Genomic DNA, 14,888 nt, shown 5'->3' with positions numbered 1-14,888 from the left:
TTAATTATAATCAGCTTTTTTATTAACTTCGATCATTTACATTTTCACGTTGTTGCTTAGTGGTTGACCATGGGAAGGTTTTCACGACCCCAATGACCTTGTCCTGAGGAACAAAGCCCCAGTACCGGCTATCATTTGACACCGAACGATGATCTCCTAGAACAAAATACTTTCCTTGTGGAACCTTCATCGCACCATTGTCCTTTGACCAGTTGGTTGAAAGTGATTTCAAATCCCAATTTCCTGGCTGGGCTTCATATTCGGTTCCCTTGCGCTGTTCCGTTTTACTGATGTAACCCTGGTCGACCACTTTACCATTAATCAAAATCTTACCATTTTGAAAAGCGACGGTATCCCCGGGCATCCCCACAACACGCTTGACATAATCTGTCCCGGCAGTTCCCAGGATTCGTTTAGTAAAACTAGTGTTTGCTGCTGCATCCGGATCAACTCCTGATGCATTAAAGACAATTACACTGTTTCGCTTGATTTTTGCCTGTCGCCAAGCAATGATGCGCTCATTATTGACGAGGTTTGGTTCCATTGACGGACCATCAACCCGCGCCATTGTGAACACAAATTGTCGAATTAGCAATGCAATTGCTAGTCCAATTACAATTGGAATTATCCAGCTAAAAATACTTTTAAAGGTTTTCATTCTGAGCTCCTTGCTTCTTTTTCACTATTACCCACTATTTTAACACTAATGGCTATGTTTCCGTAAAAAGGAAGTTTTTTCATCCCAAACCGCTTGATTCATAAACCCAGCTGGTCCGTGAGCAACATCTGGTAATATCCGTAATTCAACCTTTTCCTTTCCAATAACCGCCGTCAACTCTGCAGCTAAGTTAATGGTTTGTAAGTAAGGGACAACCCGATCACCCGTCCCCGCATACAGCAAGGTCGGAACCATGTTGTTCGTAAAATAGGTGGCCGGGTTGGCTTGCGCATTTCGCTCCAAAACTTTGTCGGGACGTTGAAAACCTAGCATTACTCCTTCAAAGGAATCAGCGGCTCCCGTTTCAGCAAACTTGGGCGTTTGTCCTAGCACCGCAAATTGCGGTTTCATCAGGGCCAAATCATAGGGACCGTAAGAAGCAATAACCCCCTGCACTTGGTCAGAATATTTAAAATTACCTCCAAATGAACTAATCAATTTCCCAGCAGTAGTACTAGCAGCGGTCACCATCGCCAACTGCGCTCCAGAAGATTCTCCCATTAAGAAGATCTGCCGCGGATTGAGGTGATAGCTAGCGGCGTGAGCCTTTACCCATCTGATAACCGCTTTTAACTCGTAAATTGGGGTTGGAAACGGAGCCATGTAGCTTAACGAATAGTCGGGGCTAACCACGGCAAAGCCTCGTCGGAGCAATTGCAAGGCTCCGTTTAGTTTTTGCGAACTACGCTGTCCAAAATACATCCCGCCCCCATAAATATCAATAATCACTGGATGTTGTTCTAAAGCCTGGTTTGGTAAATATAAATCTAGTTGATGACGTTCCCCTTCAGCATAGTTCAGTGACAAGAACTGCCGGTTGATTCCAGCAGTCTCAGCCGGCACAAATGTCGGGGTTCGATCAATAAAGCGTTCCATCTTAAATCACTTCCTTCATGGGTACATGATTAAAATTTTTGTATTAACTTCGCTAAGAAGATTGTCACAATTAAGAGATCGGCTGAGCCACCCAAACTCAGCTTTTGGAGTGCAAAATCATGACAGATTTGTTGCCACTGCTGCTGTGGAAACTGCTTAGTTTGGGAGTAAGTTATCAGCAGCTTTTGCCATTGACCATGAACGGTGGCCACAATCTGTCGATTACCCGCCCGCTTAATTAAATTACTATCGTTGCTATTAGTAACAATTGCTATTAATGCTAACAATAAACGCTCGTTGGTACTCCCTTGACTATCAACGAGCCAAGGCAGCCCAAAGTTCATTACCGTTGCAAATCCGGTTTCTGCCTCTCCTCGAATTCCCGTTGTCCCGTACTGTAAATACTGCCGTTCCCCCGCCGTCTGGGGCGGTCGTTGCTGCAAAACAGCAAAATCTTTGCGAACTAGGTCTTTCGTAAGGAGACGTTCCCTAGTTATTACGGCAGATAAAGTCGGCTGCGCTAGCTGTTGCACCGTTAGTGCAACGGTTGCCACTAAAATCCCTAGCGCAAAGATGGCCCCTTTATGCGTATTAACCTGCTTGGTTACTTGATACATTCGCTTTTCTGCAGTTTTCCCTAAAGGTCGTAGTTCCTGAAACAACTGCGTTAAATCTTTTTTTTGAAATTGAGCCCCACAGCGATAACAAGCTTGTAAATATGGCTGCATCGCCAGCGCACTATCAATAAAGTTAAACACATTCATATCAGGATGACTAGCATTTCCCGTCGGATCTACTAGCCCGGGCTTGGGATTCGCCGTCACTTCGTAGAGAAGCGCCTTAATTGCCACCTGCACCACGTCGGCCTGACTCGTTTGGGTGAGTGGCTGTTCGCTTAGTCTACTTGTCATCTTGAAACACCTCGTAATACAGCTGGTTCACATATGCTTGGAGCGCTTCTACAGAATGCGTCCGGTTCCGACCACATTCCTTAGCCAGACGACCACACAAAAAGCAAGTCCGCTTGGAAGCTGATAACTCCGCTCGATGGTAGGTTCCATGCGTCCGATTAAGCACATCCACATCAAATAACCGCCCCAGGTGATCGTGATCTTCAAACCTAACCGCCACGTGTTTGACGTCACTAGCAGCCCTCGTCACCACCAACCATGCTTCTGGTCCCGTTGGCGCTACCTCGGTCTTAGTCTTAATAATCGGCGTCAAGGTAGTTAGCTGGTCCATAAACCGCTGATAACCCACCTGAAATAGCTGTTCAATCTCTGAATTCGTCTTAATTGGTCCTGGAATGTTGAGTTTAATCGCCACCACGGTGGCATCTGGAAATTCTCGCAATAACTGTTGTTGGTAGCGGACTCGTTTGTCTTTATTGTGCAATACCTCGGCAATGGTTTGCGGAGTGCCTTTTTTAAAAATATTAATTGCCATCTAATTCCTCACAAAAAAGCTGCTATCAAATAGACAGCAGCCACTTTATAATTTTAATCTTTACGCTGTTTAATGGCATCGATAATTGAGCCATCACGATATTCCACAAGCGCAACCGTCCGATCAGTAAACTCTAATGGGGCTTCTGTACCAACAATTTGTTGGGCTAGCTCGGCTAACTCATCAATCGAATAGATTTGGAGTCCCGGTACGTTTTGCAACTGTGCTAATAAATCTGGTCGTTGCGGATTTACAGCAATTCCACGTTCTGTTACTAAAACATCAACGGAGCTTCCGGGAGTGACCACGGTATTCGCACTCTTAACAACTGAGGGAATACGACCTCGTACTAATGGAGTACAAATGATGGTTAGCTTGGCAGTGGCTGCATCTTGATGACCACCGACCGCTCCGCGAATAATTCCATCAGCACCAGTCAAGACATTGACATTAAAGTCCGTATCAATTTCTAGCGCACTCAAAATGGAAACATCCAACTGATCCACCATGGCGGCTTTATTATCGGGATCAGCATACCAAGAAGCATCGATTTCTTGTTGATTTAAATTGTTTTTCATGGACTGCGCTGCCACTTTATCAAAGTCTTGGACGTCCATCAATTTATCAATCAAGCCCGCTTCTAGTAGCTCCACCATTGGATTAGTAATCCCACCTAATCCAAACGAAGCATGGATATTACTTGCTTCCATGGCAGCTCGCAAGTAACGAGTAACTGCCAAAGCAGCTCCACCAGAACCAGTTTGAAACGAGAATCCATCTTTAAAGTAGCTTGAATTAGTAATTACATCACTTACTAAGTTAGCAATCTTTAAATTTTTAGGATCTTTCGTAAAGCGGGTAGCTCCTGAACCAATTTTATCCGGATCACCAACCTGATCAACCTCTACCACGTAATCAACTTGAGTTTGTTTGATAGAAGCAGGGGTGTTGGGATAATCAACTAGATTATCGGTTAGCAAAACCACTTTGTTAGCATAGTTGGCATCCATCAAAGCATAGCCTAAAGAACCAAAGGCTTCATCGCCATAACTACCATTGGCATTTCCACAACGATCCGCATTAGGAACTCCCAAGAAAGCGACGTCAATCTTAATTTCGCCGTTTTCGATGGCTCGTGCCCGACCACCATGTGACCGGAAAATCACCGGCTTAGCTAGCAAACCATGTGAGACTGCATCTCCTAGCGAGCCCCGCATTCCAGAAGTTGTGATGGCAGTTACCGTTCCCTGTTTGATTGCTTCAATTGCAACGTCATTCATAACTCCTGTTAGTGAAGAAGGGGCCAAGGTGAGGTTCTTGATTCCTAGTTCCATGATAATTTTCATTACTTGGTTAAAAACAAAGTCTCCATTACGGAAATGATGATGAAAAGAAATCGTCATACCATCATGAACATTTTCTTGAATAATTTTTTTCAAATCATTCGTAACTTTATCATTTCCGGTTGACAACCGGACCTGAGGAGCCGTCCGTTGAACTTCAGGATTCCCAATTTCGGTGGTTTGAAATGGGGTCAGTTGTAACTGTTCCATGACGTCTGCTGGTAACGTTCGACCTAACTTATTTTCCAATGTAATGACCCTCCTTGTCGACAATTCCAGATGCTTGGGCTAGTTTCATAACTCGTTCAGCCCGCAAAACCACAGGTCGATCAACCATCTGACCGTTCATAGAAATAACTCCAGAACCAGCTTGATGTGCTCGTTCAATGGCAGCAATAACATTTTGAGCGTTTTTAACTTGAGCCTCAGTTGGTTCAAAAACCGAATTAATTACTGGAATTTGTCGCGGATTAATAACCGACTTTCCATCGTAACCTAATTGATGAATATACTCGGTTTCATCAATCAATCCCTGCGTATTATCAACATCCGTATATACCGTGTCAAACGCAGAAATATGCGCTGCCCGCGCCGCATGAATAATCATGTTTCTGGCGAATTCTAATTCCTTGCCATCTGGATAACGGTGCGTCTGCAAATCAGTAGTATAGTCCTCTGCTGATAACGCTACCCCAATCATCCGCTCAGAGGCCTTAGCAATTGCGGGTACATTTAAAACGCCTTCAGCACTTTCAATGGCTGCCATAATGTGCGTGCTCCCCACTGGTCGACCGAAGCGTTGTTCTGCCTCAGCAACTAGTGACTCCATCTCTTTAATCATTGCAGCATTTTCAGTTTTAGGAATCCGGATGACATCAATTCCGGCTTTAACCATTGCCAAAACATCAGCTTTGACAAATTCAGTATCCAAACCATTAACTCGAACCACCAGTTCGGTATCACCGTAGTCAACCGTTTTCAATGCCTCATAGACTAATGTCCGAGCAGAATCCTTTTCTGCCAGTGAAACCGCATCCTCTAAATCAAACATAATCGAGTCAGCTCCGTAAATACCAGCGTCTTTCAGCATTCCCGCATTGTTTCCAGGAACAAACATCATGGTTCGCCGTAACCGATCTTGTTTAAAAACCATTAGAGTACCTCCCATGCTGGTTCAGCACTAGTTTGCAGTGCTCGTTGAATGGCAGTAATTGTTCGAGCCTTGATGACACAGTCCAATGCGCCTTGATCAACGGCTTTAATTTTGACATTTTCAAGCTGAAAGTCATTGGCAATCTGCGCAATTGTTGCTTTAATCTGTGTCCCAAAACGCTCGGCGACATCGGAGGTCAATTCGATTTGTACACCAGCAGTTCCTTGGCTAACCGTAATTTGAATATCTGATGACTCTAACGTACCGTCGATGGCGGTCTGTTTAATTTCCATCAATCTTCATTCCTTTCTTAATCCGCTGCTGTAATTCTTCTAAATGATTATTTAAAAATGTATACGTTGAAACCGGAACAATGGCTTGAACGCTTTTAATCATATCATTTTTTATCGCATACCGAACCACCCGTGCGGAGATTACCTGACCGTCAGGAGCTGTTTTGCGCGGTAAGACGGTCACACGAACTGCTGGTGGTAGAACTCGTTGTAACACTTGGTTATATGTGTCAGTCGTTTTAGACTGCGGTTCTGTTCCTAAAAAGCGGGTGGCAATCCCAATTTCTGGAGCAATGCGTTCCTTGAAAATGAGTGCATCAATCGTCGTTTGATAAACGATTTTATCCGTGGTCGCTGAAAGAAAATAGGCTGGAAACGTCGCATAGCTCACCAGATAATCAGCCCCTGGTACCACGATAACGTTTTTTAAATCAGCCGTCCCCGCCCGCACCAAGTCCAGCCGTTCCTTCGCACTAAACAACGACCGATTAGTACTGACAACAAAGACATAGACTCGATCACACTGGGTAGCAGCTTGTTCCACTAAAAAACGATGACCCAAAGTAAACGGGTTAGCATTCATAACAATTGCACCAGCTTGTCCACTGGAATCGTGAGGAAGCTTGGCTAGATAATCTGAAATGCTGGTATCACCTGTTTCCAAAAAGGCGGCAGTTTCACTGTGAACAATCTCTTGAAAGCCGACTCTTTGAAAACTAAGCGAGTATTGTGGCTTGGTATAAACCAGCACATGGAAAATTCCCCGTTGACTCAGATTCGTCAGTAATGCTGAAACCACTCGATTAAAATAACCAGCACTCTCTAAATCCGTATGGTTAACTGCAACATACTTTAAAATATTGCCTGCCGCAGACCCAGTCGCCACTAACTGTCCATCACTAAACAATCCCAGGGTTTGATCTAACTGGCTAACTTCCGTATCAGAAAAATCCTGAATGCCTAATCCAATTAAGAAGTCTTCCCACTGCCTTTTACTATCTTCTGCTTGGAGATTGAGCGCTCTAATTTCTGGATTCACGTCACCACCTACTTCTCTGTATTATTTTCTAACTCCATGACTGCTTGCGAAACCGTTTGAACCACCCCGGCGTCAAAAACTCCGGGCACAATTGTTTGAGCAGTTGGCGTTGCAATCATCCCGGCCAGCGCCTTTGCAACCGTGGCTTCCATGGCAGGCGTCACACTTTTAATGCCACTCTGTAATAATCCTCGATACAAGCCGGGAAAAGCTAAGATATTATTAACTTGGTTAGGATACTTGCTAGAGCCAGTGGCCACGACCGTCGCACCAGCTGCTCTAGCTTCTTCTGGATCAATCTCTGGGACTGGATTAGCCAACGCAAAAATGATCGGTTGTGCTGCCATCCGCTGAACTTGTTGGGGACTTAAAACGTTGGCTACTGATAAACCAATAAAAACGTCCTGGTCAGCAATCACATCATCTAAGGTTTCCCCAGCCACTCCTTGAAAGTTCTGCGCCAAATCAGTTTGATAATGATTGTAATTTTGGCTATCAGGATGAACGACTCCATCGACATCGACCAACGTTACCCGCTTCAGTCCAACTGCAGCTAACAAACGAGCTGTTGCTACTCCGGAGGCGCCGACCCCGTTTAAGACAACTTTTAGCTCTGACAGTGGCTTTTGAACCACTCGTGCAGCATTGATTAGCCCAGCTAGAATCACAATCGCCGTTCCTTCTTGATCATCATGATAAACTGGTATATCAACCAGTTTTCGCAATTCTTCTTCTAATTCAAAACACTTTGGTGCCGCAATATCTTCTAGATGAAATCCTGCAAAGGAAGGGGCGATCGCCTGTAAATTATGCGCCATAGTTGTAGCATCCTCTGGTTCCAATGCTAACGGAACGGCATCTACTTGAGCTAAATCTTTATACAGCAACGCCTTGCCTTCTACAATCGGTAACCCTGCTCCTGGTCCGATGTTTCCTAGACCCAAAACAGCAGTTCCATCAGTCACAACTGCCACTAGCTTCCCGCTCATCGTGTAAACATCCTTTAGTTTAGGATCTTTTTGGATGGCCTTTGCGACCTGAGCCACGCCCGGTGTATAAGCCAAGCCCAATTCCTCCTTGTTTTCAACGGGGAAATCTCCTTCAATTCCTAAAATTCCGGTATGTTTCTTGTGTATTTCAAAAACATCATCTGTCATCGTGGTTCCTCCATTAGAAGTTTCTTATAATAATTATCTGGATTTTCAAGCCGCACCAACTGTTGCTAAAAATGATAACAAAGTTTGATTAAATTGGCAGGGCTGTTCTGCCATAACTAAATGCCCAGCATTCATAATAGTCGTCGCCTGTACCAACGGGTTCATTTGCTCCATGACATTTCCAATCGCTACTGGGAAAAAGGGCGAGTGGTCGCCCGTAACCACCAGCAACGGCTTTTGCAGGCTCGTGACAACATCGCGCCAGTCCTGCGTTGCATGATCAAGTAATAGGGGATAATTTAACTCTGCATCGTAAGGGTATTGTTGTTTCAGAGTTTGCAATTTTGCAAACAATTGATCATCAAAATTATGATAGGTCGGCTTCCCTAAGGGCTGGCGAAGCCGCATATGAAAGTCATCCCAATGTAAATCAGTAAAACCATACTGCCATTGATCATCATTAATCATCTTAGGACTTTGATCAACATCTACTAGGGCTGCCACCTCTTGCTCCCCAAACAAAGAAACGTAAGCAAACATGGTCGCTGCCCCCATCGAATTACCCATTAAAATGGGATGTTTCACGTGTAACTTTATTAATAATTCCCGCAGATCCATTGCATGCCGAGTAATTCGCAATCCCTTTCTAGTATGTTCCGACTGACCCTGATTCCGCGCGTCAATATTAATAACCCGGTAGTTTTTCGCTACTAGGGCCTGAATGGTTGCTTGCCAATATTCCTTGTACGCTCCGATTCCAGAAAGAATCACAACTGGTGTTTGCGTTGAATTGCCAAAATCATCATAGGCAATTTCAATCCGATCATTCGTATAGAATTTCATCGTGCGTCCTCCCTTTATCGCAAGGCTATATTTGTATTATAAACAAAAAAACCAGCCTGTTGCTGAACAAATTTCTGCATCCGCAGAAAAATGAACATCAGACTGATCAATCAATTTACTTCGTCTTTGCCACTCGCCCCTGTTGGATATACACACTCAGAATCGACAAGTCTGAGGGGTTAACACCACTGATGCGGGCAGCTTGTGCTAAGGTTGCTGGTTGAATTTGTTTTAATTTTTCCCGTCCCTCCGTAGCAATCCCCGCAATCTCATCGTAATCAATGCTTGCAGGAATTTTCTTTTGTTCCATCCGGCGCAATTTAGCTACCTTTTCTTCTTCTTTTTGAATATAGCCAGCGTATTTTGTTTGAACCGTTACCTGTTCAACTTCCTCTGGAGCTAAGGGCGTTTCTCGGGCCGGAATAAACTTTAATAACTGATCATAATCAACGTAAGGACGTCGCAAAAATTGGGCTGCCACGATACCATCTTGCAATGGCTTGTCGCCATGCTGGGTCACAAAATCATTGACAGCTGCTCCTGGTTTAACTCGGATAGTTTGTAATCGTTGCAATTCTGAAGCTATCGCTGCTTGCTTCTTTTTGAACCTTAAATAGCGTGCTTCTGAAATCAAACCCAGCTCATAACCCAAGGGGGTTAGGCGTAAATCGGCATTATCATTTCGCAATAACAACCGGTACTCAGCTCGACTAGTCAATAGCCGATAAGGTTCATTCGTCCCCTTGGTCACTAAGTCATCAATTAACACCCCAATATATCCATCAGACCGCTTTAAAACAACGGGTTCCAATTGTTGGTTTTTTCGAGCCGCATTAATCCCAGCCAGTAGACCCTGACCCGCTGCTTCTTCGTAACCAGATGTCCCATTCGTCTGACCGGCGGTGAACAGTCCAGCAATTCGTTTGCTTTCCATATTAGGCTTCATTTGGTCAGGGGGAATGATGTCATATTCAATAGCATAGCCTGGTCGCATGAGTTCAGCATGTTCGAGCCCCTTAACGGAGTGCAACATTTCTTGTTGAATTTCTTCTGGCATTGAAGTTGACATCCCGTCAACGTACCATTCTTCATTCTCACGTCCTTCTGGTTCCAAGAAAACCTGGTGTCGGTCCTTATCAGCAAAGCGAACAACCTTGTCTTCTAATGACGGACAGTACCGCGGACCAATCCCATCAAGTACTCCATTAAACAGTGGAGACCGGTCTAGATGATCTCGAATGAGCTGATGTGTCTGTGGATTAGTGTAAGTGAGCCAGCAGGAAACCTGATCTGCCACTGACAAATAATCATCATACGCTGTTGTGAAACTAAAATGATGCGGTTGCGCATCACCCGGTTGTTCCTCTAGCTCTGTATAGTCGATTGTTTTCCCATTTACCCGCGGCGGGGTGCCAGTTTTGAACCGCTCCAATGGGAACCCCTTCGCAGCTAGATTCTCCGAAAGTCTAATCGAAGGTACCGAATTATTCGGTCCAGAGGAATAGCGCAATTCGCCAATATAAATTTGACCACGAGCAGAGGTGCCGGTAGCTAGAACCACTGCCGGGGCATAATAAGCTGCTCCCGTGTTGGTAACCACGCCATCGATCTGGTCGCTAGTTACCAACAAATCATCAACAATTGCTTGCCGCAATACCAGGCCTTCCTGTTGTTCAATCACGTGCTTCATTGCGGCATGATAAGCATGCTTATCGGCCTGGGCACGTAGCGCTTGAACTGCTGGTCCCTTTCCTGTGTTCAACAACCGCATCTGAATGTACGTTTGGTCAATGATTTTACCCATCTCACCACCCAGTGCATCAATCTCTCTGACGACGGTTCCCTTTGCCGGACCACCAAGCGAAGGGTTACAGGGCATAAATGCCACCATCTCTAGGCTAATGGTTAATAACAATGTTCGCTGTCCCATTCGCGCAGCAGCCAATGCAGCTTCACAACCAGCATGGCCCGCTCCTACTACGATAACATCATAGTGACCCGCATCGTACGGGTGCTGGACGGTGGTCTCTTTTAACTTTTCCACTCGGAAAACCCCCTTCGTGTTTCACATGAAACATTTTATTTTCCAATACAAAATTTTTTAAATAATTGATCCATCAATTCATCATCATAGTTGTCACCGGTTATCTCACCCAAAAACTCCCAAGCTCGTTGTAAATCAATTTGAACAATATCAACTGGCAACCCTTGCTTCAGCCCTTCCAAAACAGTCTGCAAAGCAGACCGAGCCTGCTCTAACAAGCTAGCCTGCCGAGCGTTCGTAACCATGACATCGAGCTGGGTGGAAGTAACTCCCTCTTCAAAAAATAGTTTTGCAAGCGCTGCTTCGAGTGCCCTAGTTCCATTTTCAGCTACCGCAGAGGTTTTTATAAGGGTTGCTTTTGGAACATCCAGTTGATCTAGTTCAATTAGTTCCGGTAAATCAGTTTTATTTAATAAGATTATGCGTTTACTGTCTTGGGTTGCTGCTAGTAACTCTCGGTCACCAGCCGTTAGTTTTTCACTAGCATTTAATACCAACAACACCAAGTCAGCCTTTTTCAAAGCCGCTTTGGACCGATCGACACCGATCTTTTCCACCTGGTTGTCAGTTTTTCGAATCCCAGCCGTATCAATCAGGTGGAGCGGGACCCCGCGCACATTAACATACTCATCGAGAACATCACGGGTCGTTCCCGGAACATCAGTTACAATTGCCTTATTTTCATGTAATAAACAATTTAATAGGCTAGATTTCCCCACGTTAGGCCGACCAACAATTGCGGTTTCCAAGCCATCACGTAAGATTTTACCTTGTTGTTCCGTCTGTAGTAGCTCATCTAGTTCCTGCATAATTTTATTGGTCTTTGTTTGCATTAGTTTCGTGGTGACTGTCTCTGCACCATCGTATTCGGGATAGTCAATATTCACTTCAACGTTTGCCAGTAAATCCACTAACTCTCGGCGCAATCGTTTGACCACCCGTGACAAACTACCATCCAACTGATTCAACGCTGCCTTTTGTGCTGTTGCTGTCTTGGCATCGATCAAATCCATCACTGCTTCGGACTGCGATAAATCAATGCGACCGTTCAAAAAAGCCCGCTTGGTAAATTCTCCCGGCTCGGCCAATCGTGCCCCTTGCCGCAAAACTAACTGAAGTACTTGGTTAGTAACTTCAATCCCTCCGTGACAATTAATCTCAACGATATCTTCTTTAGTATAAGTTTGTGGCGCCCGCATTACCGTCACCATGACTTCATCAACGGTTTCTCGATGAGCACCCGCATCGATCAGATGACCGTAGTTAATCGTATGAGTTGCCACTTTAGTTAAATCTGGTCCAGAAAAAACCTTTTCAACCAGTGCAATAGCAGTGCTCCCGCTCACCCGAACAATTGCGATCCCACCAACACCTGGCGGAGTCGAAATAGCTGCAATTGTATCGTAATCCGTTGTCATCAATGACATGCTTCAAAGCCTCCCAACCGCTTCATTACATAAAAAAAGTACCCACCCCAGACATGCGATTGCCCTGGGACAAAGTACTTTCACTACTTTATCAAGATAAATTAAACTTAATCTCATGTTAAATTTAACCATTATCATTGTCAAATTATAACTATCGAGGTGCCACAACTACTTCGCGGTTAGGATCATTTCCAATCGAATAGGTCATCAAATCATCATAGACCTCAATTTCACTGTGCACCTGTTTTCGTTCTGCAGCTGGCATAGCATCCAGATGGACAGGCTGACCACTCATTTGGACATCTCTCGCCGTCTTGCGCACTAAATCAGACAAAATCACCCGACGTCGTGCCCGGTAATCAGCGGTATCTACGGTTACTTCAACATAATTAACCCCATGATTGTTCAAATAAAATTCACAAAGTTGCTGAAGCGCATTAATCGTACGCCCGTGTTTTCCAATTAACAAGCCTTCCTTATCCGTCTGACAATCAATGTACACGTACTTACTAGTAGGCATTGCCACTTTCAGCGTTGCTGTAATCCCCAGCTGGTCTAAAACATTTTGCAAATAGGTAGCTAGATCATGAACCACCGCATAGTTTTTGTCGAATCTAGTCTGCGGCCGCGTTGCAGCTGGTCGCTGAGTGACTGGTTGCGCTGCTTCTCCCTCAGGTTGCTGCTCAGGCAAGGTGGCTTGCTGAGCATTAGAAACTGCCTGCCGTTTGATTTCGACTTGTGCTGGTTTCTTAAATAACCCCCAAAAACCGGGTTGTGGTTGCTGTAAAATTTTTATTTGTGCATTTTTTCGATCAAGTTGTAATGCTGTTAATCCATTTTCAATTGCTGCTGCAAGCGTGTCGCCTTTGTACTTAGGCATGATTTCAATCTCCCACAATTTAATTTCATTTGTTCAGCATAGCACAAAAGCAACCGACTAAAAAGAGGTTTTTAGATTTTAGATTATTAAATTTCGAAAAATATAATTGATTAAAAAATAACCACGAATATTTCTATTCGTGGTTACCTAAACTATTTTTTGTGACTGCGTTTTGCCCGCCGAACGGCCTTGGCAACTGCTCGATCATGCTCCCTTTGAGCCCGTGCCTTTTCATCCCGTTCTCGTTGCATTTTCCACGGATTCTGAATAAACAACGTCTGCACCACCTGGAAAGCATTAGTCACCACCCAGTATAGCGAAAGCGCAGATGGAACACTCAAGGCCGTAAAAAAGATTACAATCGGCATGAAAATGGTCATCATCATCACCATTCCGTTTGTCTCCGGTTGAGATTTCATCGAAAGCCAAGAACTAAAGAAGGTGAAGAGCGCTGCTAGAATTGGTAACACCAGATATGGATCGCGGTTCCCCAATTGTAACCAGAGAAACTCTCCCGTTTTCAACACTGGCGTTCGCAAAATTGCTTGATACAAAGCAAAAATAATCGGCAGTTGAACTATCAGCGGTAGCATACTAGCAATCGGATGCACCCCAGCTTCTTTATAAAGTTGGCGTTGTTCCGTTTGTAACTTCATCATCGTCTCAGTATCTCGTGATGAATATTTTTGCTGTAAAGCTTTCAGCTGCGGCTGTAACTCCCCAGTCTTTTTCATACTGCGTGTTTGATAAATCATCAGTGGCAAGATGATAATACGAACCACAATTGTGAACAGAATGATTCCAATTCCATAATTGTTATTAAAAGCTCGTGATAGCCAAATAATGGCGCGCGAGAAATTATAAACGATTAAACCATCCCAGATACCACTGCTATGACTATTAATTGGCGCTGTACTACAAGCAGATAATAAAATTCCCAAACTGCCGATCAGCGCTAGCAAACGATATTTTTTATTTTTTTTCACGATTCTTCCCCATGTTCATCAGTTTCCAGGAGCTGGGCCAGTTTTAATACGTGCCTGAGACTCGCCCGCACTGCGTCCATCGACATTCCATCCGCCTGCGGACGAGTAATTATCAAAATATCAACATCCGGACGTAATTTAGGCTTTAGTTCCGTCATAGTCTGGCGGATTCGCCGTTTAACCCAATTCCGATGTACTGCATTGCCAACTTTTTTCCCAACCGAAATCCCAATTCGGAAATGTACCTGACCCGGTTTTTCCATTTGATAAATTACAAATTGTCGATTAGCAACTGATTGATGTTTTTCAAAAACTTGCTGAAATTCTGCTTCCTTTTTTACGCGATATGACTTTTTCATTAAAAGGGTCTCCAAACTACCGTCTGTTTAAAATAAAAAAGGCCACCGAAGAATCAGTGGTCTATGCAGACAATACTTTTCTACCTTTTTGCCGCCGACGAGCTAATACTCTACGACCATTTTTAGTGCTCATCCGGGCACGGAAACCATGCACCCGATTACGGTGACGTTTCTTAGGTTGGTAAGTTCGCTTCATTACAAACCCTCCTTACTTTCTTTTGATTACCTAATTCGCTTAATTAATACTCTAACTAGTATTTCCTTTCAATGATATCACAAAACAAAATTTGCGCAAAGAACTAATTTCCGATTACAGCCCACAAT

Annotated in this window: 16 protein-coding genes; all 16 read right to left on the bottom strand. The window is 44.2% G+C overall.

The genetic code is table 11. The features are described from left to right. Nucleotides 1-22: 22 nt before the first annotated feature. On the bottom strand, nt 23-658 hold the full coding sequence (lepB, locus tag FC87_RS04260; protein WP_035421827.1) for a signal peptidase I: 636 nt from the start codon (nt 656-658) through the stop codon (nt 23-25). Nucleotides 659-703: 45 nt separating this feature from the next. Then, the gene (locus FC87_RS04255) at nt 704-1,594 is read right to left on the bottom strand and encodes an alpha/beta hydrolase (RefSeq protein ID WP_056961726.1); all 891 of its coding nucleotides are present in this window, start codon (nt 1,592-1,594) and stop codon (nt 704-706) included. A gap of 29 nt (nt 1,595-1,623) precedes the next feature. Then, on the bottom strand, nt 1,624-2,505 hold the full coding sequence (citG, locus tag FC87_RS04250) for a triphosphoribosyl-dephospho-CoA synthase CitG (RefSeq protein ID WP_054690533.1): 882 nt from the start codon (nt 2,503-2,505) through the stop codon (nt 1,624-1,626). After that, the gene (citX, locus tag FC87_RS04245) at nt 2,495-3,040 is read right to left on the bottom strand and encodes a citrate lyase holo-[acyl-carrier protein] synthase (RefSeq protein ID WP_056961724.1); all 546 of its coding nucleotides are present in this window, start codon (nt 3,038-3,040) and stop codon (nt 2,495-2,497) included. Before citX ends, citG begins: the two co-directional genes overlap by 11 nt. A 53-nt stretch (nt 3,041-3,093) precedes the next feature. After that, nucleotides 3,094-4,632, bottom strand: a complete 1,539-nt coding sequence (gene citF, locus FC87_RS04240) for a citrate lyase subunit alpha (protein WP_035421829.1) — start codon at nt 4,630-4,632, stop codon at nt 3,094-3,096. After that, nucleotides 4,622-5,536, bottom strand: coding sequence for a citrate (pro-3S)-lyase subunit beta (gene citE / locus FC87_RS04235; RefSeq protein ID WP_009166413.1), 915 nt, complete (start codon nt 5,534-5,536; stop codon nt 4,622-4,624). Before citE ends, citF begins: the two co-directional genes overlap by 11 nt. Then, nucleotides 5,536-5,829, bottom strand: coding sequence for a citrate lyase acyl carrier protein (gene citD, locus FC87_RS04230; protein ID WP_009166412.1), 294 nt, complete (start codon nt 5,827-5,829; stop codon nt 5,536-5,538). Before citD ends, citE begins: the two co-directional genes overlap by 1 nt. Then, on the bottom strand, nt 5,819-6,868 hold the full coding sequence (citC, locus tag FC87_RS04225; RefSeq protein ID WP_035421830.1) for a [citrate (pro-3S)-lyase] ligase: 1,050 nt from the start codon (nt 6,866-6,868) through the stop codon (nt 5,819-5,821). Before citC ends, citD begins: the two co-directional genes overlap by 11 nt. Before the next feature lie 8 nt (nt 6,869-6,876). Further along, a complete protein-coding gene (locus FC87_RS04220; RefSeq protein ID WP_054690524.1) occupies nt 6,877-8,025 on the bottom strand; it encodes an NAD(P)-dependent malic enzyme in 1,149 nt (382 codons plus the stop codon). A gap of 45 nt (nt 8,026-8,070) precedes the next feature. Further along, nucleotides 8,071-8,868, bottom strand: coding sequence for an alpha/beta fold hydrolase (locus FC87_RS04215; RefSeq protein WP_054690521.1), 798 nt, complete (start codon nt 8,866-8,868; stop codon nt 8,071-8,073). A gap of 115 nt (nt 8,869-8,983) precedes the next feature. After that, complete coding sequence (gene mnmG / locus FC87_RS04210; RefSeq protein ID WP_054690517.1) at nt 8,984-10,912, bottom strand: tRNA uridine-5-carboxymethylaminomethyl(34) synthesis enzyme MnmG; 1,929 nt, start codon at nt 10,910-10,912, stop codon at nt 8,984-8,986. A gap of 35 nt (nt 10,913-10,947) precedes the next feature. Beyond that, on the bottom strand, nt 10,948-12,339 hold the full coding sequence (gene mnmE, locus FC87_RS04205; RefSeq protein WP_056961722.1) for a tRNA uridine-5-carboxymethylaminomethyl(34) synthesis GTPase MnmE: 1,392 nt from the start codon (nt 12,337-12,339) through the stop codon (nt 10,948-10,950). A gap of 151 nt (nt 12,340-12,490) precedes the next feature. Beyond that, nucleotides 12,491-13,219, bottom strand: a complete 729-nt coding sequence (gene jag / locus FC87_RS04200; RefSeq protein ID WP_056961720.1) for an RNA-binding cell elongation regulator Jag/EloR — start codon at nt 13,217-13,219, stop codon at nt 12,491-12,493. Nucleotides 13,220-13,371: 152 nt separating this feature from the next. Next, entirely contained in the window at nt 13,372-14,208 is an 837-nt protein-coding gene (gene yidC / locus FC87_RS04195; RefSeq protein ID WP_035421843.1) for a membrane protein insertase YidC, read from the bottom strand. Continuing rightward, nucleotides 14,202-14,564 carry a ribonuclease P protein component gene (gene rnpA, locus FC87_RS04190; protein ID WP_054690515.1) on the bottom strand — a complete coding sequence of 121 codons (363 nt, stop codon included), beginning with the start codon at nt 14,562-14,564 and terminating at the stop codon, nt 14,202-14,204. Before rnpA ends, yidC begins: the two co-directional genes overlap by 7 nt. Before the next feature lie 61 nt (nt 14,565-14,625). Beyond that, the gene (rpmH, locus tag FC87_RS04185) at nt 14,626-14,760 is read right to left on the bottom strand and encodes a 50S ribosomal protein L34 (RefSeq protein WP_035421847.1); all 135 of its coding nucleotides are present in this window, start codon (nt 14,758-14,760) and stop codon (nt 14,626-14,628) included. Nucleotides 14,761-14,888 lie beyond the last annotated feature (128 nt).

The sequence above is a fragment of the Fructilactobacillus florum DSM 22689 = JCM 16035 genome (genome assembly GCF_001436645.1).
Taxonomy (GTDB): Bacteria; Bacillota; Bacilli; order Lactobacillales; family Lactobacillaceae; genus Fructilactobacillus; species Fructilactobacillus florum.
Note: the sequence above shows the minus strand (reverse complement) of the source record. Positions and strands in the feature narration are given on the sequence as shown.